This window comes from Mycobacterium sp. 1164985.4 (genome assembly GCF_001668575.1).
Classification (GTDB): domain Bacteria; phylum Actinomycetota; class Actinomycetes; order Mycobacteriales; family Mycobacteriaceae; genus Mycobacterium.
In genome coordinates, this window is the sequence record NZ_LZMD01000111.1 from 39,352 (window position 1) to 56,824 (window position 17,473).

At 64.1% G+C, this 17,473-nt stretch carries 17 protein-coding genes and 1 tRNA gene; 12 read left to right on the top strand and 6 right to left on the bottom strand.

Annotation, left to right across the window (positions count from 1 at the left end; genetic code table 11):
• Positions 1-39: 39 nt before the first annotated feature.
• The 11 genes from hadA to A5650_RS24590 all read left to right on the top strand — a co-directional run bounded on the left by hadA (position 40) and on the right by A5650_RS24590 (position 7,872).
• The gene (gene hadA, locus A5650_RS24540) at positions 40-516 is read left to right on the top strand and encodes a (3R)-hydroxyacyl-ACP dehydratase subunit HadA (protein WP_067298211.1); all 477 of its coding nucleotides are present in this window, start codon (positions 40-42) and stop codon (positions 514-516) included.
• Entirely contained in the window at positions 503-931 is a 429-nt protein-coding gene (gene hadB, locus A5650_RS24545; RefSeq protein ID WP_064345531.1) for a (3R)-hydroxyacyl-ACP dehydratase subunit HadB, read from the top strand. The genes hadA and hadB overlap by 14 nt, the downstream gene beginning before the upstream one ends.
• A 2-nt stretch (positions 932-933) precedes the next feature.
• A complete protein-coding gene (gene hadC / locus A5650_RS24550; protein ID WP_067298213.1) occupies positions 934-1,494 on the top strand; it encodes a (3R)-hydroxyacyl-ACP dehydratase subunit HadC in 561 nt (186 codons plus the stop codon).
• Between the two features lie 179 nt (positions 1,495-1,673).
• Positions 1,674-1,746, top strand: a tRNA-Trp gene (locus A5650_RS24555).
• A 76-nt stretch (positions 1,747-1,822) separates the two neighbouring features.
• Positions 1,823-2,236: a preprotein translocase subunit SecE gene (secE, locus tag A5650_RS24560; RefSeq protein ID WP_067298215.1), complete on the top strand. Its 414-nt coding sequence runs from the start codon at positions 1,823-1,825 to the stop codon at positions 2,234-2,236.
• Between the two features lie 41 nt (positions 2,237-2,277).
• Positions 2,278-3,108 (top strand): transcription termination/antitermination protein NusG, encoded by an 831-nt coding sequence (gene nusG / locus A5650_RS24565; protein ID WP_067298217.1) that lies wholly within the window; start codon positions 2,278-2,280, stop codon positions 3,106-3,108.
• A gap of 81 nt (positions 3,109-3,189) precedes the next feature.
• Positions 3,190-3,618 carry a 50S ribosomal protein L11 gene (gene rplK / locus A5650_RS24570; RefSeq protein ID WP_059101294.1) on the top strand — a complete coding sequence of 143 codons (429 nt, stop codon included), beginning with the start codon at positions 3,190-3,192 and terminating at the stop codon, positions 3,616-3,618.
• A 100-nt stretch (positions 3,619-3,718) separates the two neighbouring features.
• Positions 3,719-4,426, top strand: a complete 708-nt coding sequence (gene rplA / locus A5650_RS24575; protein ID WP_064400457.1) for a 50S ribosomal protein L1 — start codon at positions 3,719-3,721, stop codon at positions 4,424-4,426.
• Positions 4,427-4,565: 139 nt separating this feature from the next.
• Positions 4,566-5,435, top strand: coding sequence for a glucose-1-phosphate thymidylyltransferase RfbA (gene rfbA, locus A5650_RS24580; RefSeq protein WP_067298219.1), 870 nt, complete (start codon positions 4,566-4,568; stop codon positions 5,433-5,435).
• Positions 5,435-6,433: a dTDP-glucose 4,6-dehydratase gene (rfbB, locus tag A5650_RS24585; RefSeq protein WP_067298220.1), complete on the top strand. Its 999-nt coding sequence runs from the start codon at positions 5,435-5,437 to the stop codon at positions 6,431-6,433. Before rfbA ends, rfbB begins: the two co-directional genes overlap by 1 nt.
• 71 nt (positions 6,434-6,504) lie before the next feature.
• The gene (locus A5650_RS24590; protein ID WP_231992805.1) at positions 6,505-7,872 is read left to right on the top strand and encodes a sugar nucleotide-binding protein; all 1,368 of its coding nucleotides are present in this window, start codon (positions 6,505-6,507) and stop codon (positions 7,870-7,872) included.
• 3 nt (positions 7,873-7,875) lie between these two features.
• Here the strand turns inward: A5650_RS24590 and A5650_RS24595 are convergent, their stop codons facing one another.
• A complete protein-coding gene (locus A5650_RS24595) occupies positions 7,876-10,623 on the bottom strand; it encodes a helix-turn-helix transcriptional regulator (protein ID WP_067298523.1) in 2,748 nt (915 codons plus the stop codon).
• Positions 10,624-10,760: 137 nt separating this feature from the next.
• Positions 10,761-11,057, bottom strand: coding sequence for a hypothetical protein (locus A5650_RS24600; protein WP_067298225.1), 297 nt, complete (start codon positions 11,055-11,057; stop codon positions 10,761-10,763).
• Positions 11,058-11,228: 171 nt separating this feature from the next.
• Between A5650_RS24600 and A5650_RS24605 the strand changes: the two genes are divergently transcribed.
• Entirely contained in the window at positions 11,229-13,085 is a 1,857-nt protein-coding gene (locus A5650_RS24605) for a PE-PPE domain-containing protein (RefSeq protein WP_067298226.1), read from the top strand.
• 1 nt (position 13,086) lies between these two features.
• Here the strand turns inward: A5650_RS24605 and A5650_RS24610 are convergent, their stop codons facing one another.
• The 4 genes from A5650_RS24610 to A5650_RS24625 form a co-directional block, all read right to left on the bottom strand.
• Positions 13,087-13,983, bottom strand: a complete 897-nt coding sequence (locus A5650_RS24610; RefSeq protein ID WP_067298228.1) for a cyclopropane mycolic acid synthase family methyltransferase — start codon at positions 13,981-13,983, stop codon at positions 13,087-13,089.
• Between the two features lie 140 nt (positions 13,984-14,123).
• A complete protein-coding gene (locus A5650_RS24615) occupies positions 14,124-14,993 on the bottom strand; it encodes a cyclopropane mycolic acid synthase family methyltransferase (protein ID WP_067298230.1) in 870 nt (289 codons plus the stop codon).
• Between the two features lie 121 nt (positions 14,994-15,114).
• Complete coding sequence (locus A5650_RS24620; protein ID WP_067298232.1) at positions 15,115-16,017, bottom strand: alpha/beta fold hydrolase; 903 nt, start codon at positions 16,015-16,017, stop codon at positions 15,115-15,117.
• On the bottom strand, positions 16,018-17,418 hold the full coding sequence (locus A5650_RS24625) for an ABC1 kinase family protein (RefSeq protein WP_067298234.1): 1,401 nt from the start codon (positions 17,416-17,418) through the stop codon (positions 16,018-16,020).
• Between the last annotated feature and the right edge of the window lie 55 nt (positions 17,419-17,473).

The window sequence follows — 17,473 nt, forward strand, 5'->3', positions numbered from 1 at the left end:
CATGGGCGTCGCCCGGCTGACTAGGTAGGTTCACTAACTGTGTCTTTGACCGAGCGGATCGTCGGGATGCACTATCGCTACCCCGACCATTACGTCGTGGGCCGCGAGAAGATTCGCGAATACGCGACCGCGGTCAAGAACGACGCTCGCGTGTTCTTCGACGAGGACGCCGCGGCCGAACTCGGCCATAAGGCCCTTCCTGCCCCGCTGACGTTCACCAGCGTCTTCGGCTACATGGCGCAGACCTCGTTCTTCGATTACGCGGGGGTCGGGATCAAAGACGCGAAGATCGTGCAGGTCGACCAGGTGCTCAAGTACGCCAAGCCGATCTTCGCCGGCGACAAGCTTTACTGCGACGTGTACGTCGACTCCGTGCGCCAAGCCCACGGCACCGACATCGTCGTGCTCAAGAACATCGTCACCAACGAAGCCGGTGACGTCGTACAGGAGACATTCACGACCCTGGCGGGTCGGTCGGGTGACGGAGAAGAGGGTTTTTCAGATGCCACTGCGTGAGTTCGCATCGGTGAAGAAGGGTGACGAGCTTCCCGAGAAGGTGATTCCGCTGACGCGGCAGGACCTCGTCAATTACGCCGGTGTGTCTGGTGACCTCAACCCGATCCACTGGGACGACGACATCGCCAAGCAGGTCGGCCTGGACACCGCGATCGCACACGGCATGCTCACCATGGGGCTGGGCGGCGGCTACGTCACCGAGTGGGTCGGCGACCCCGCCGCGGTCACCGAGTACAACGTGCGCTTCACCGCCGTCGTACCGGTTCCCAACGACGGTATCGGCGCGGAGATCGTCTTCAACGGCCGCGTGAAATCCGTTGAGCCCGAGACGAAATCGGTGACCATTGCGCTGTCGGCCACCACCGGTGGCAAGAAGATCTTCGGCCGCGCAGTGGCCGTTGCGAAGCTGGCGTAACCGTGGCACTGAAAATCGATATCAAGGGAATGGTCTGGAAGTATCCCGAGCCCTATGTGGTTGGTCACGAGCAGATCCGCCAGTACGCCCGTGCCGTCAAGGCCGAGGACCCGCAGAGCCACAGCCTGGAAGCGGCCAGAGCGTCGGGGCATGATGCGCTGATCGCGCCGCCGACCTTCATGTCGATCTTCGCGGTGATGATCCAGCGGCACTTCTTCCAGCACAACGACGTCGGCTTCGAGACGATGCAGATCGTGCAGGTCGACCAGAAGTTCAAGTTTCATCGGCCGATCAAGGCCGGCGATGAGCTGACCGGCACGCTGTACATCCAGTCGGTGGACGAACGCTTCGGCGCCGACATCGTGACCACCCGCAACACGCTGGTCGACCAGTACGGCGAGCTGGTGATGGAGTCGTTCACCACGTTGATGGGACACGAGGGCGACAACTCGATCTCGGCCGGCTGGGACCCGGAAACGGGTCAGGTCGTGCGAAAGCCCGTCGTCCATGATCCCGCGGAGGATCCCGACGGCGGCGAGGTGAATGGCGAGGCATCCGCATAGCGGTCAGCGCAGCGGTCGAAGCGCCGGTGGATTAGTAACTCGGACGGGTGGCGCGCTACACTCGGACCTCGGGGTTTTCCCAGTCCAGCGCGCTGTCCATCGGTTTGCAGATCTGCCGATCGGGGAGCGCGCGAATTGTGTGAGCCCCGAACGGGTGGACTGTCGCAGTGTCATCCCGAAGGGGCGTAGCTCAACTGGCAGAGCAGCGGTCTCCAAAACCGCAGGTTGCAGGTTCAAGTCCTGTCGCCCCTGCTCAAAGTGAATACTCGACAAGTGTGGACACTGGAAGGTGACCCACAAACCAGATGACCAGACAAGGGAGCATGCGGTGAGCGACGAGCGCGACGGTGCGGGCTCCGACACCGACAACGGCCGCGGCGCTATCGTGACCCGGGCCGCCCGCCCGTCGGGGAAGCGAACCCGGAGGGCAGCGGTCGGTGAGGACGCCGGCGATGCCGTCGACCTGTCGACCGGCACCGCGGCTGCACCCACGAAGAACGGCTCGGGTGGCCGCAAGAAGAGCGCCAACAAGCGCGGCGACGGTCCATCGCGCAACCCCTTCCTGTTCGTCTGGAACTTCCTGAAGCAGGTTGTCGCTGAGCTGCGCAAGGTCATCTGGCCGAACCGCAAGCAGATGGCCAGCTATACCGGCGTGGTGCTGCTGTTCCTGGCCTTCATGGTGGCGATGATCGGTGGCGTCGACTTCGGTCTGGCCAAGCTGGTTTCCCTGGTGTTCGGCTGACGAGTACGCGCGACGGATGAGAATTTTGAGAGGACAGACAAGTGACTAGCTTCGAGGGCGATACGCCTTCGGCCGAGAGCGTTGACCTGATCGACGAGACGACTGGGGCGACGACCGACGCGACCACCGATCCCGCGACCGAGGACGCCGACGTCGCTGGTGACGCCGTCAGCGACGAGGCTGCCACCGCCGAGGACCCCGCCGGTGAGTCGCCCGCCGATGGGGCGGAGGCCGAGCCCGAGGAAGAGGATCCGGCGGTCGCGCTGAAGAAGGAGCTGCGCACCAAGCCCGGCGACTGGTACGTCATCCACTCCTATGCCGGTTACGAGAACAAGGTGAAGGCCAACCTCGAGACCCGCGTACAAAACCTCGACGTCGGCGACTACATCTTCCAGGTCGAGGTGCCGACTGAAGAGGTCACCGAGATCAAGAACGGCCAGCGCAAGCAGGTCAACCGCAAGGTGCTGCCCGGCTACATCCTGGTCCGCATGGAGCTCAACGACGAGTCGTGGGGCGCGGTCCGCAATACCCCGGGCGTGACGGGCTTCGTCGGGGCGACGTCGCGGCCGTCGCCGCTGTCGCTCGACGACGTCGTGAAGTTCCTGCTGCCTCCCGCCGCGGCGAAGAAGCCGGGCAAGGCCGCCGCTGCGGCCGGTGCGGCCGCCGCCGAGGCAGGGGGCATCGAGCGTGCGCCGATCGAGGTCGACTTCGAGGTGGGCGAGTCGGTCACCGTCATGGACGGGCCGTTCGCGACGCTGCCGGCCTCGATCAGCGAGGTCAACGCCGAACAGCAGAAGCTCAAGGTGCTGGTGTCCATCTTCGGCCGCGAAACACCTGTCGAATTGACCTTCAACCAGGTCGCCAAGATCTAGAGCGATTTGGGTGCACTACTGGTCGCTCAGCGACGGTTAGCGCACCGAAGTCCGAGAAACGAGAGAGGAAACACCACACCCATGGCCCCGAAGAAGAAAGTCGTCGGGCTGATCAAGCTGCAGATCCAGGCCGGGCAGGCCAACCCCGCCCCGCCGGTCGGTCCGGCGCTCGGCCAGCACGGCGTCAACATCATGGAGTTCTGCAAGGCGTACAACGCCGCGACGGAGAACCAGCGCGGCAACGTCATCCCCGTGGAGATCACCGTCTACGAGGACCGCAGCTTCACCTTCAACCTCAAGACACCGCCCGCGGCCAAGCTGCTGCTGAAGGCCGCTGGTGTGCAGAAGGGCTCGGGCGAGCCGCACAAGACCAAGGTCGCGAAGGTGTCCTGGGATCAGGTGCGTGAGATCGCCGAGACCAAGAAGGAAGACCTGAACGCGAACGACATCGATCAGGCCGCCAAGATCATCGCCGGCACCGCCCGGTCGATGGGCATCACGGTCGAGTAGTTCGACCGGATCCCGTGGGAGAGCTGGCATCGGCTCGGCGATGAGCGCTCGCGCGAAGAGCGTCCATCACAGACCACAACTCAGCAACTAGGAGATACGAATGAGCAAGACGAGCAAGGCATACCGCGAAGCCGCTGAAAAGGTCGACCGCAGTCGGCTGTACACGCCGCTGGAGGCCGCGAAGCTGGCCAAGGAGACGGGGTCGAAGAAGCAGGACGCCACCGTCGAGGTGGCGATCCGGCTGGGCGTCGATCCGCGTAAGGCCGACCAGATGGTGCGCGGAACCGTCAACCTGCCGAACGGCACCGGCAAGACCGCCCGCGTCGTGGTGTTCGCGGTCGGGGACAAGGCCGAGGCCGCCGAGGCCGCGGGCGCCGACGCCGTCGGTAGCGACGACCTGATCGAGCGGATTCAGGGCGGCTGGCTGGACTTCGACGCGGCGATCGCGACGCCCGACCAGATGGCCAAGGTCGGTCGGATCGCGCGCATCCTGGGTCCGCGCGGCCTGATGCCGAACCCGAAGACCGGCACCGTGACGCCGGACGTTGCCAAGGCCGTCTCCGACATCAAGGGCGGCAAGATCAACTTCCGCGTCGACAAGCAGGCCAACCTGCACTTCGTGATCGGCAAGGCCTCGTTCGACGAGAAGGCGCTGGCGGAGAACTACGGTGCCGCGATCGACGAGATCCTGCGGGCCAAGCCGTCGTCGTCGAAGGGGCGCTACCTCAAAAAGGTCGTCATATCGACCACCACCGGACCGGGAATCCCCGTCGATCCCTCGGTGACGCGCAACTTCGCCGAGGCCTGACGCGAGAAGCCGGCCGGGGCGCGCAGGGCCGCGCCACGGTGTCGGCGGCCGACCGTAAGACGTCCAAGGGTGCTTGTCGGGACAAGCGTGTAGACCGTCGTGTCTCTGGCCTCATTCGCCGTGTGTCACGATTGGGCGCGTGAGGGGCATTATCTTGGCGGGCGGAAGCGGTACGCGTCTGCACCCGATAACCCTGGGCGTGTCGAAGCAATTGGTGCCTGTTTATGACAAGCCGATGGTGTATTACCCGCTTTCGACGCTGATGCTGGCCGGCATACGCGACATCCTGGTGATCACGACCCCGCACGATGCGCATGGCTTTGAACGTCTACTGGGCGACGGATCGCGGTTCGGGGTGTCGATCACCTACGCTCAGCAACCGTCGCCCGACGGTCTCGCACAAGCGTTCACGATCGGCGAGGCGTTCATCGGCACCGACAACGTGTCCCTCGTACTCGGTGACAATCTGCTATACGGGCCGGGGCTGGGAAGTCAACTCAAACGCTTCGAGACCATCGACGGCGGAGCGATCTTCGCCTATTGGGTAGCGGAGCCCTCCGCATATGGGGTCATCGAGTTCGATGACAGCGGCCTTGCGATATCTCTCGAGGAGAAGCCCGAGCGGCCGAGAAGCAACTACGTTGTGCCGGGCCTCTACTTCTACGACAACGACGTGGTGGAGATCGCACGTGACCTGAAGCCGAGTGCGCGTGGCGAATACGAGATCACCGACGTCAATCGCTGTTATCTCGAGCAAGAACGGTTACAGGTGCACGTGCTGCCTCGTGGCACCGCCTGGTTGGATACCGGCACCTTCGACCAGATGACCGACGCGGCCGAGTACGTGCGCACAATGGAGCGGCGCACCGGCTTGAAGATCGGGGCTCCCGAGGAGATTGCCTGGCTCCAAGGCTGGATGACCGACGACGAATTGCGCAGAGGTGCCGAACCCCTGGTGAAATCGGGCTACGGCAGGTATCTGTTGAACCTCTTGGAGAGAGGACGGTGATGTCGCGACTCCTCGTCACCGGTGGGGCGGGCTTCATCGGCTCCAATTTCGTGCGATACGTCATCGCCCACACCGACCATCACGTCACCGTGCTCGACAAACTCACATACGCGGGCAACCGCGCCTCGCTCGCAGGATTACCCGACAACCGAATGACGTTCGTGCACGGCGATATTGCCGACGCTGCGCTCGTCGACGACCTGTTCGGTTCGGTCGATGCGGTCGTGCACTTCGCAGCCGAATCGCACAACGACAACTCGCTTGACGACCCGCATCCATTTCTGCACACCAACCTCGCGGGCACCTTCACATTGCTCGAGACGGCGCGTAAGCACGGTACGCGATTTCATCACATCTCGACGGACGAGGTGTATGGGGACCTGGCGCTCGACGATCCGCGCAGGTTCACCGAGGAGACGCCGTACAACCCGTCTTCTCCGTACTCGTCGACGAAGGCAGGCAGCGACCTGTTGGTACGGGCTTGGGTTCGATCGTTCGGTGTCGCCGCGACGATCTCGAACTGCTCGAACAACTACGGTCCGTATCAGCACGTTGAGAAGTTCATCCCGCGACAGATTACGAATATTCTTCGGGGGACCCGCCCCAAGCTCTACGGCGAGGGACGAAACGTTCGGGACTGGATCCACGCCGACGACCATTCGTCGGCGGTACTGACCATCCTCGAGAAGGGTCGCATCGGCGACACGTACCTTGTGGGCGCGGACGGCGAGAAGGACAACATGACCGTCATCGAGCTGATCCTCACCCTCATGGGTCAGCCAGCGGATGCATATGATCATGTCACCGATCGGGCGGGCCATGATCTGCGGTATGCCATCGATTCGACGAAGTTGCGGGAGGAACTCGGTTGGCGGCCGCAATACAGTGACTTCGAAGAGGGTCTGGCCGCGACGATCCAGTGGTACTGCGACAACGAGGATTGGTGGTCCCCGGCCAAGGACGCCACCGAAAGCTTCTACACCCGCTTGGGTCAGTGAAGAAAGACTGCTGAGTGACTGAATTCGGTAAACCCCTGCGCGCCACCACAACTCCCATACCAGGTCTGGTCATGTGGGAGCTTGCGGTCCACGGCGACAACCGAGGGTGGTTCAAGGAGAACTGGCAGCGCGAGAAGATGATCGCGCTCGGCTTGCCCGACTTCAAACCCGTCCAGAACAACGTCTCCCTCAACGAGGCCGAAGGGACTACTCGGGGTATTCACGCCGAGCCGTGGGACAAGTTCGTGTCCGTCGCTACCGGTAGGGTCTTCGGCGCATGGGTGGACCTGCGCGAAGGCTCCACTTTCGGCACCACGTTCACCACCGAGATCGACCCGTCCCGCGCGGTGTTCGTCCCTCGTGGTGTCGGTAACGCATTCCAGAATCTGGAGCCGAACACTGCCTTCATCTATTTGGTCAACGACCATTACTCACCCAATGCGGAGTACACATCGGTCAACCTCGCCGACGAGACCGTCGCCATCGACTGGCCGATCCCGCTGGATAGCGCCAAGATGTCGGCGAAAGATCGCGAGCATCCGAGTCTCGCGGACGTCAAGCCGATCCCGCCCCGAAAGACACTGGTGCTCGGCGCAAGCGGACAGCTGGGCCGCGCACTGCGCGAGGCATATGCCGATGTGGCAGGCGTGGAGTTCGCCGAACGCGGCGACATCGATCTCACCGCCGCCGGTATCGCGTCTGCACGCCGCTGGCGCGACTACGAGACGATAATCAACGCCGCTGCCTATACGGGGGTGGATGCGGCTGAGACGCCAGAAGGCCGTGCGGCGGCGTGGGCGACCAACGTCGCCGGCGTGGCCGCGCTGGCGCGTACCGCGTCCGACAACAACATCACCCTGGTGCACATCTCCAGCGACTACGTGTTCGACGGCAGCTCCCCTGGCCCCTACCGGGAGGACGATGCGGTGTCTCCGCTCGGGGTGTACGGCCAGACCAAGGCCGCTGGCGACCTCGCCGTGGCGACGGTGGATCGGCACTACATCGTGCGCACTTCCTGGGTGATCGGAGAGGGCCACAACTTCGTGCGCACGATGCTGTCGCTGGCCGAGCGTGGGGTGAACCCATCCGTCGTCAACGACCAACGGGGCAGGCTGACCTTCACATCCGAGATCGCCAGGGCGATCCGCCACCTGGTGGACAGCCGCGCAACCTACGGCACGTACAACGTCACCGGTTCGGGATCGGTGACGTCGTGGGCCGATATCGCGAGACGGACATTCGAACTCGCCGGTCATGATCCGAGCCGGGTCACCGATGTGACCACGGAGCAGTACTTCGCCGACGCCTCGAAGCCCGTGGCGCCCCGTCCGGCCAACAGTGTCCTCGACCTCGTCAAGATCCGGTCGATCGGTTTCGAGCCGGCCGACGCGGACGAGTCTCTGGTCAACTACATCCAACGATCGATCGGAACTCGCTAGAGCTCAACGATTCTCGCCGAACATGCGACCGAGCTCAGCCCGCGACCGGATCCGGAGCTTCCGGTAGATCCGAGCCAGGTTGGTCTCGACCGTCTTAGGGCTGATGAACAGCGCGGTGGCCACGTCCTTGGTCGTCATTCCCGACGCGGCGAGCTCGGCCACGCGGAGCTCCGACGGCGTCAGGCCCATACTGTCGTTGCTCGACGCGCCGGCCCGCGCGATCTCGGCGCGCGCCCGCTGGACCCACAGCGGCGTGCCCAACTCCTCGAACACACCCAAAGCCTCGGTCATCGTCGTTCGCGACGCCTCCTTCCGCCGCTGACGACGCTGTAACTGGCCGAGCAGCAACAACGTTCGGGCTCGTTCGAACGGCATCGGCAGACGCTCGTGATGCGTCAACGCCGTCCGCGCCATGTCCGCGGCTCCGTCGACATCACCCCGTGCGGCCAGCCACAGACTGCGGCACCGTGCGCCCATCGCCAGCATCCACGGCCTGTCCAACAGGCGGCCATTGGCTTCCAGCGCCTCAATCATCGGCTCGGTGTCGGAGGCGCGGCCGAGCGCGACCATCGCCTCCACCGCATCAGGGACGTATCCCACGGTGATGATCTCCGTGCCGGGGAGCAGCGGAAGCCGGTCAACCAACGGCTGCAGAATAAGCAGCGCATCCTCGTAGTTGCCCAGCGATACCTCAAGGAATGCCAGGTTTACCGATGCCCAGTCCGCCAGCCGGGGGGAACCGCAACTCTCGGCGAGGGCGATCGCCCTACTTGCTACCGCGCGGGTCTCCTCCTGCCTGCCCGCGTATGCCGCGACCGCGGACTGGATGGTTTTGGCGACCACGCGCATGTGTTCGCCACCGAGTTGCTGTGCCCGCTCGACGGTCTCCTCGGCGATGCGGGTCGCGTCTTCGTAACGTCCCCGCCAGATTTCGATCAGCGCACTGAACACCGCGACGAAGATCAAATCGGTTTCGGCTCCTCTTTCGACGCAGCGCTGTCGGACCGAAGCCATCTCTTCTGCCGCCTCGTCCAACCGGCCGACGAACGCCAGTAGCAAGGCGTTGTTGGATCTGGCCCGAAATGCGATTGGCGCCTCGCTGTTGGGGTCTTGAAGTGACAATGCCCGGCGCATGCCGATCCAGTCGACGCCGCGACCACACATGCATGCAACGACGGTGCGGACCGCGAGAACCTGACTGGTGAGATCAGGGATCCCAACGTCTTCGGCGTACGCCGCCGCTCGTTCGGCGCTCTGCAGGGCGGCTGCGAACTCACCGGTGTTGAGGCGCGCGTATGACAGAAGCAATAGCGTGCGGACGCGCACCTCCCGGTCGCCCTCGTCGTGCTGGAGCGCCTGTTCCAAGAGACCAACGGCATCGGTGAAGCTGTTGTGTTGAATCCGCATGCTGGCCAGAAGGTTCAGAGCCATCGCCCGATGTAAGCCTTGCGGTACTCGTTCGGTCAACCCGTCCAGCAGCAAACGCGCACGCTCCAGGTCGCCCGCGTGTAGGTAATGGTCGGCCGTGCGAATCCGCCGCGCCGGGGTATCACCGCCGAGACCGATTGCCAGTTCGAGTAGTTCGGCGGCCGCGGCAGGTGCCCCGCGGGTACACGCCGTGTCTGCGGCCATGTCCAAGGCTTTCAGGGTCGCCGGATCTGCACTGGCGGCGGCCAGCGCCATATGCCTGGCTCTCGATTCGGGGAGGATCACCGCCTCGGCCAGCGATCGGTGCATGGCCCTTCGCTCAGACGGTTTCGCATCGGTGTAGACGCTGCGCGCCAACAGCGGATGGGAGAACGCAACGTCGTACCCGTCGATGGTCAGGATGCCTTTATTCTTGGCCTCGCCGAGCAGTTCGACGGTGCGATCGACTGTGCTCTGCGTGACGCGTGCGAGCAGGTCGACGGTAGGCGCGGCCGCGCACGCGGTGGCAAGCAACAGGATCTGGGCCTCAGGTTCCAAACGACCGATTCGCCTGCGCATCAACTCTGCGAGAGTCGCGGGTAACACCGATTGGGAGCCGCCAGCGTCGATCGCCCGCGCCAACTCGAGCGCGTAGAAGGGGTTGCCTCCAGAGATTTCGGCAATCCGGACCATCGTTGGGCGGGGGAAGGACCGACCAAGCCGCGCTGAGATCAGCGCGTGCAATCCGCCGAGACTCAGGGGTCCCACATGAACCCGGCGCACATCAGACGAGTCGCCCATCTGAAGCCAACTCACCGCGCCGGGGCCCTCGTGTTCGGTGCGCTCGGTGAGCAGCATGCCTACGCATCCGTTGGAACGCCTCGCGGCGAAGGTCACCACGGCCTGGCTGGACGGGTCGAGCCACTGCACGTCGTCGAGTGCGACCAGCACTGGCCCGTCGCCGCAGAGTCGTTCGATGGCCGCGGTGAACGCCGCCGCGACAGCGCCCTGGTCCGTTGGTGGGCCGTCTCCGTCGACGCGTAGCAGCACTCGGTCGACCGCGAGGCGCTGTACCTCTGGTAAGTCGGCGACGACCTCGGAAGGAATGTCGCCGAGGAGGTCGGCTACCGCGGCGTATGCGAGAGCGGTCTCCGCCTGACCGGCTCGCGCGGTCAGCACCCGGAAGCCGCGCTCACGCGCCGCCGCAATACCCGCCAGCCACAGAGTGGTCTTGCCGGCCCCGGCCTCGCCCTCGATGACGAGCGCAGACGGGGCGCTGTCGGCGGATCGCAGGAAATCGCTCACCGCCCGAAATTCCGCCGGACGTTCGATTACGCCGGACACGTATGACCACACCCCTCATCGACAGCAAATTGAGGATAGCCCGTCGACAGGCGGGGCCGAAGTCGTAGGTCCGGGGATCCGCAGCTAAGGGCGCCGCTGAAATTCGTAGCCAGCGCAGAAATGGCTGGCTGGCAACGTCATGTGCGATGACGCCGGATTCGAGTGCCGACCTGCGAGGTAAGCCGCTGATGCGGTGCTCCCGCGGCAAGACACGTGCGGGACACGATCTCCTGGGAGTCCGCGCCGAAGACGCCGTAGAGCACCTCGTCGCTGGGCACCGCCAGCGTAACCAGCAGCTCAACGGGAGTGCCCTCGCCGGTGGCGACGGCCGCGGCGGCGTCAAGACGCGTGATCAGGTCGTCCACGGATTGCTCCGTGAGCTCAGGCAGGTACCACTCCGCCAGGTAGCACGCGGACTCCCCGCTCCCGCTCATGAGTCGACACGGTAGCGGTTTGTCGGGCTATGTGAATCGGGGTTTTCCCTACGTCTTGTCTCGCCTCGGACACGATTCCGCTGCGGAGCGTCTCGGCCATTCACGGACGTCGGAATCATCAACGGCGTCGTTTTCGTCGCACAGACGAACCCGTTATGTGACAGTAGTCACATGCGAGAAGCCGCTCGCGTCGTCGTTTTCTTCTTCCTCAGCGTGGTGGGAACGGCTGTACTGGGAGTCGTCACGGCGCTGATGTCGGCGGTCAGCTTGGCGGCGACCACCGCCTTGATAGTGCCGGGCACCGGTACTCCGGACGCCGAAGCCGTCGGCGGATATATGCAGAACGCGCAGAGCCGCTACCTTGCGCCTTTCTCGAACTGTGACACTGCAGCGGACTGCAACCTCGTCGGGATCCCGTACCCGGCGTCCTTCTTCCCATTGGTCATCTTCCCCGGTTGGTGCGTTCCGGGTCGGTGCGAGACCTGGAACGCCTCTGTGGGTACGGGCGTCGAGAATCTCTACACGGCGCTGCAAGGCACAAGCCCTGACGGTCAGTTCGTTGTCTTCGGATACTCGCAGGGCGGTGCCGTAGTGTCCGACACCCTCCGGCGCATCGTCGCCGAGGACCCCAAACTGCTGGACAAAATTTCGTCGATCGTGTTGATCGGCAATGCGTACAACCCCGACGGCGGTCTGTTCACGAGGCTCGGTTTTCTGCCGACGATCCCCTTTCTAGACATCACGTTCGGACCGGCGACACCCATCGACACCGGTATCCCTATGACCAGCATCGGCTTCGAGTACGACCCGGTCATGTACGCACCGCTGTACTGGGGTAATCCACTGGCGATGTTGAACGCGCTCGCGGCGTTCGACACCGTGCATGGCTACTACCTGACGCCCAACCAGAATGGCCCCCACGACACCCTGCCCTACGGCTACACGAACGCCGAAGTTGCCGCCATCTTCCAGGAGGGCTGTCCCAGCAAGTACTGTCGCGTCGACCAGTACGACAACGAGTACTGGATGATCCCGGCGAAGAGCCTGCCGCTGATGGATTTCATCATGTCCGAGGTACCGGACTCGCTGAAGCCGGCCGTTCAACCGATCGTCGACCTCATCAGCCCCGCGGCGAAAGTGATCATCGACCTCGCCTACGACTGGAGCGGTGATCCCGGCGAGACGCGGTACTTGTCGCTTCTTCCGTTCAGTCCCGCCACGAACTGGGAGCAGGTGAGCGTTGACCTCATCGAAGCGGTCGCTCAGGGCATTGAGGACGCGTTCGGAGATGGGGCGACGACGACGATCGCGCCTGCGGACGAGGACGCGTCGACCCTCGCTGCGCGGATGTCCGAACTGCAGCGGTTCGGACGGTCCGCTGAGGTCATCGAAACGGAAGAGCCGCTTCGATTCAGCTCGATCGCAAACGAGGAGCCGTCGGATTCCAGTCTGATTGGTGACGATGCGGATGGCACCATTGACGATCAGGTCGGCAACTCCGAAGAACCCGTCGTCGAGGACGAGGGACGCAGTGGCGACGCGGACGTCGCAGACCGTCACGACGGACAGGACGTAGCGGCCACGGCCGATGACGTCGTCACCAGTCTCAAGGACAGGGATGAGACGAACGAGCCGACCGTCCGCCATGGCGTGACCGTCGACCGGGACAGCGACGGGATGGACGCCCCAGCGAAACGCCAGAAGATCAACAACGGCGTCGACGACGGCGTCCGGAATGGTGACAGCAGGAACAGCGGGACTGACAGCAGGAGCGTCAACCACACCAGCGGCGCCGTCCGGAACGACAGGAGCAGCGGCGTCAACGACAACAGCGTCAGCGCGAACAACAGCGACACCCGGGATAACGGCGTCGACACCGGCGCCAGGCAGAACAGCGTCAACAACGGAATCGGCAACCGCGGCGTCAATGACAGCGGTGGCAACGGCGGCACCCGCGCCAACGGCGGCGTCAACAAGAACGACGCCGACAACGCTCAGAACAGCGGCGACGACAAGGCGGCCGCCTGACCTATGCCGCGGCGCCGGGCTTCAGGTACGTCACGAGGCTGACGTCGATGCCCTCGTCGATGAAGTACCACTGGCAGCCTTTGAGGTACTTCATGTAGCGCTCGTAATTCTCCTCGCCGGCGGCCGCGATCGCGGCATCCTTGTTCCGCTCGAGGCGATCGGCCCAGATACCCAGCGTCTTGATGTAGTGGTTGCGCAGCGAGATGGCCTCGGGCACCTGGAAGCCGGCCTTCTCGCCGTGCTCGATCATCATCTGCGTGGTCGGCAGGCGGCCACCCGGGAAGATCTCGGTGATCATGAACTTGATGAAACGGGCCATCTCGAAGGTCAGCTTCTTACCGCGGGCGGCCAGGTCATACGGGTGGTAGCCGACGCTGCTCTGAATCGTCATCCGGCCGTCGTCGGGCAGGATGTCGAAACACGTCTTGAAGAAATCGTCGTAACGCTCGAAACCGAAGTGCTCGAACGCCTCGATCGAGACGATGCGGTCGACGGGGGAGTGGAACTGCTCCCAGCCCTCCAGCCGGACGTCGTAGGTGCGCTGCGTATCGACCTTGCTCAGCAGCTGATTGCAGTAGGCCTGCTGATTCTTCGACAGAGTCAGCCCGATCACGTTGACGTCGTACTTCTCCATCGCGCGCTGCAGGGTCAGGCCCCACCCGCAGCCGACCTCCAGCAGTGTCATACCGGGCTTGAGGTCAAGCTTGTCCAGGTGTTGGTCGACGTTGGCAACCTGCGCCTCCGACAGGGTGGCATTCGGGCCGGTGAAGTATGCGCAGCTGTACTTGCGCGTCGGATCCTGGAAGACGCCGAAGAAGTCGTCCGACAGGTCGTAATGCGCCTGGATATCCTCGAAATGAGGCCGCATATCCTTCGTGCCGGTTGAATTGTCAGACATGTTTCCTCTGCTTGGCCTTTCCGATGCGTGACGCGAACTTGCACGTCGTCACGTGATATCTGGTCACACACTATCGGTCGGTATGGACCAGACCCTAATTCGGCAGGCCGCCACTCCGGCGGCGATTTGCCCCGGCGGGGTTACTTCCGGAGCGTGAACTGGTTGACGTCGATGTACCCGACGCGGAAGCCGTTGGCGCAGCCGGTCAGATAGTGCATGTATCGGTCGTAGACCACTTCGGACTGGATGGCGATCGCCTCGTCCTTGTGCGCCTCGAGCGCCGCTGCCCAGCAATCGAGCGTTCGCGCGTAGTGCGGCTGCAGGCTCTGACGGCGGGTCAGCTCGAAGCCGGCCTTCTCGGCGTGCTCGCCGACCAGCTCGATCGTCGGCAGGTAACCGCCGGGGAAGATCTCGGTCAGGATGAACTTGACGAACCGGGCCACCGAAAAGGTCAGCGGCATCTTCTTCTCCGCCATCTGGGGCAGCGTGAGCGCGGTGATGGTGTGCAGCAGCATCACCCCGTCGTCGGGCAGCACGCGGTGAGCCATCGCGAAGAAGTCGTCCCATCGGTCGCGGCCGAAGTGTTCGAACGCGCCGATCGACACGATCCGGTCGACGGGCTCGTCGAACTGCTCCCAGCCCTGCAAAAGCACCCGCTTGGACCGGGGGCTGTCCGATGCGGCGAAGACCTCTTCGACGTGGGCGTGCTGGTTCTCGCTCAACGTGAGACCGACGACGTTGACGTCGTAGGTCTCAACGGCGCGCAGCATCGTCGAACCCCAGCCGCAGCCGACGTCGAGCAGCGTCATGCCGGCCTCGAGACCCAATTTGCCCAACGCAAGGTCGACCTTCGCGCGCTGGGCCTCCTCGAGCGTCATGTCGTCCCGCTCGAAGTAGGCGCAGCTGTAGGTCTGCGACGGGTCCAGCCAGAGCCGGAAGAACTCGTCTGACAGGTCGTAATGCGCCTGGACGTCGGCAAAGTGCGGCGTCAAGTTACGGGTTGCGGCCATGGTGTGCCTTTCTGGGCGGGATCAGCTCGCGTCGCCTGAGGCGTGTCAAGCCCGAAGCACTCGCAACGAATGTACGCGCCGCCGATACCGCTGACCAGTCGAGCGAATGTTTGCGGGAGCGTCAAATAGTTGCCGCGAAGGTGGTTTTCAGCTCGCTGATGATGTCGTCCCACAGCGGCTCGGGGAGTTCGTGCCCCATACCGTCGAACAGCACCAACCGGGCGTTCTCGATGGCCTTGGCGATCGCCTGCCCGCCGGAGGGCCGCATCAGTTTGTCCGCTTTGCCGTGCAGAACCACGGTGGGCGCGGCGATCTCGCGGTCGTAGCGCAGGAGGCTGCCGCTGCCCAGGATCGCCGCGAAATGCCTGCCGATACCCGCTGGGTAGTAGGACCGGTCGTAGCCCTCGATCGCGTCGGCGCGCAGTCGGTCCTCGGACGCGGGGAACCCAGGGCTGCCGATGATCTTGCTGACCCTGACGGCATTGTCGATGATCGCCTCGCGGGTGGAGTCCTTCGGCCGCTGCAGGATCGCGAGCAGCTGCCGCGGACCTGGCGGAGGCAGGAGCGCCTGGTTGTTGCTGGAGAAGATGATCGCGAGCGTCTGTGTTCGCGACTTGTGTCGGGCGGCGAACACCTGCGCGATCATGCCGCCCATCGAAGCCCCGACGATGTGGGCGCGGTCGATGTCGAGATGGTCGAGCAGCGCGGCCGCGTCGTCGGCCATGTCTTCCAGCGTGTAGCCGGCCGGGCTGCGCATGCCGAGGAACGAGCGCAGCATCCGCGGCACCAGCGGGGCGTCGGTACGTACACCGTGCAGCTTCGACGACAGCCCGACGTCGCGGTTGTCGTACCGGATGACCCGCAGCCCCTGGTTGGTCAGCCGCTCACAGAAGTCCTTGCGCCACATCAGAAGTTGTGCGCCGAGACCCATGATGAGCAGTACCGCCGGATCTCCTGCGTCGCCCATGTCTTCGTAGTGGATGTCGAGATCTCCCGACTTGGCGACCCCGCTTCGGACCTGCATTCAGCCCCGGACCTCGCTGTCGAATTCCTCGTCGGTGGGATTCTCCTCGCGCAAGCGCTCGTCGGTGTGCTCTCGGCTGACCTCGACCATGAAGTTCGCGAAGTAGCCGGTGAGCTGTGGATCCGACATCATCTGCCAACTCGGCGCGAGCAGTTTCATGTAGCGCTCGACGTAGAGGAACTGCTTGCCGATCAGCACCAGTTCGCGCGGCAGCTTGACGTCGTAGGCCTCGGCGAGCGTCGACAGTTGCTTACCGATCTCGGCGTAACTCATGTCGCCCAGCGTCGACATCGTCAGCGGCGTCGCGAATTTCTCGAGGTCCTTGGCCGCCTGTGCCTCGGGCTTCATGGTGCCGACTGCCCCCATCAGCACGACGATCTTGCCCGCGGCGGCGTGGTCCTTCTTCACCAGCAGCGCGTACACCAGCTCGCGCAGAAGCCATCTGGTGCGCGGGTCGATGCGGCCCATGATCCCGAAGTCGAAGAACACGATCTTGCCGTCGTCGTCGACGTAGAGGTTGCCCGCGTGCAGGTCACCGTGGAACAGGCCGTGCCGGAGTCCGCCCTCGAAGACGGAGAACAGCAGCGCCTTCACCAGTTCGGTGCCGTCGAAACCCTTCTGGCGGATGGCCTTGACGTCGTCGATGCGCGTGCCCTGGATGCGCTCCATCGTCAGCACCCGCTCACTTGTGAGGTCCCAATACACCTGCGGTACACGGATGTTCTTGCCCAGCGGCGAGGCGTGCATATGCGACACCCACGCGTCCATCGACTGCGCCTCGAGCCGGAAGTCGAGTTCCTCGGCAAGGTTGTCGGCGAAGTCGGCGACGACGTCCTGCGCGCTCAGGCGCTGACCCAGTTTGGCGAACTCGACCAGGCGCGCGCCCCGCTTGAGGATCTGCAGGTCCGCGGCGACCCGCCTGCGGATGCCCGGTCGCTGGATCTTGACGACGACCTCTTCACCGCTGTGCAGCGTCGCGTAGTGCACCTGCGCGATCGATGCGGACGCGAACGGCTTCTCATCGAAGCTCTTGAACAGGTTCGAGGGTTCGTCGCCGAGATCCTCGACGAACAGTTTGTGCACTTCTTTGGAATCCGCGGGCGGAACCCGGTCCAGCAGGCTGCGGAACTCCTTGGACAGCGGCTCGCCGAACGCGCCCGGACTCGACGCGATGATCTGGCCGAACTTGACGTAGGTGGGGCCCAGGTCGGCGAACGTCTGCGGGATTTGCTTGATGATCTTCTGCTGCAACGAACCGCGGTCGGCGATCTTCGAAACCACCCTGGCGCCGGTGCGGGTCATCTGCCAACCGGTCGCGCCGATGCGGGCAGCCTCGATCGGCAGCGGAACCTTGTCCAGCTTGGCTCCGTCGCGGTGCTGCGGCTTTCGCGTGGCACTCATAGGGGCCAGTGTCTCAAAATCCGCGGTGGCCCGTAAAAACGTGTGGACGGGCTCA

Bases quoted from the DNA above. Each gene is read 5' to 3' on its own strand.
- hadB (WP_064345531.1), top strand. From the start codon at position 503: ATGCCACTGCGTGAGTTCGCATCGGTGAAGAAGGGTGACGAGCTTCCC.
- rplK (WP_059101294.1), top strand. From the start codon at position 3,190: ATGGCCCCGAAGAAGAAAGTCGTCGGGCTGATCAAGCTGCAGATCCAG.
- rplA (WP_064400457.1), top strand. From the start codon at position 3,719: ATGAGCAAGACGAGCAAGGCATACCGCGAAGCCGCTGAAAAGGTCGAC.
- rfbB (WP_067298220.1), top strand. From the start codon at position 5,435: ATGTCGCGACTCCTCGTCACCGGTGGGGCGGGCTTCATCGGCTCCAAT.
- A5650_RS24590 (WP_231992805.1), top strand. From the start codon at position 6,505: ATGTGGGAGCTTGCGGTCCACGGCGACAACCGAGGGTGGTTCAAGGAG.
- A5650_RS24600 (WP_067298225.1), bottom strand. From the start codon at position 11,057: ATGAGCGGGAGCGGGGAGTCCGCGTGCTACCTGGCGGAGTGGTACCTG.
- A5650_RS24605 (WP_067298226.1), top strand. From the start codon at position 11,229: ATGCGAGAAGCCGCTCGCGTCGTCGTTTTCTTCTTCCTCAGCGTGGTG.
- A5650_RS24610 (WP_067298228.1), bottom strand. From the start codon at position 13,983: ATGTCTGACAATTCAACCGGCACGAAGGATATGCGGCCTCATTTCGAG.
- A5650_RS24615 (WP_067298230.1), bottom strand. From the start codon at position 14,993: ATGGCCGCAACCCGTAACTTGACGCCGCACTTTGCCGACGTCCAGGCG.
- A5650_RS24620 (WP_067298232.1), bottom strand. From the start codon at position 16,017: ATGCAGGTCCGAAGCGGGGTCGCCAAGTCGGGAGATCTCGACATCCAC.
- A5650_RS24625 (WP_067298234.1), bottom strand. From the start codon at position 17,418: ATGAGTGCCACGCGAAAGCCGCAGCACCGCGACGGAGCCAAGCTGGAC.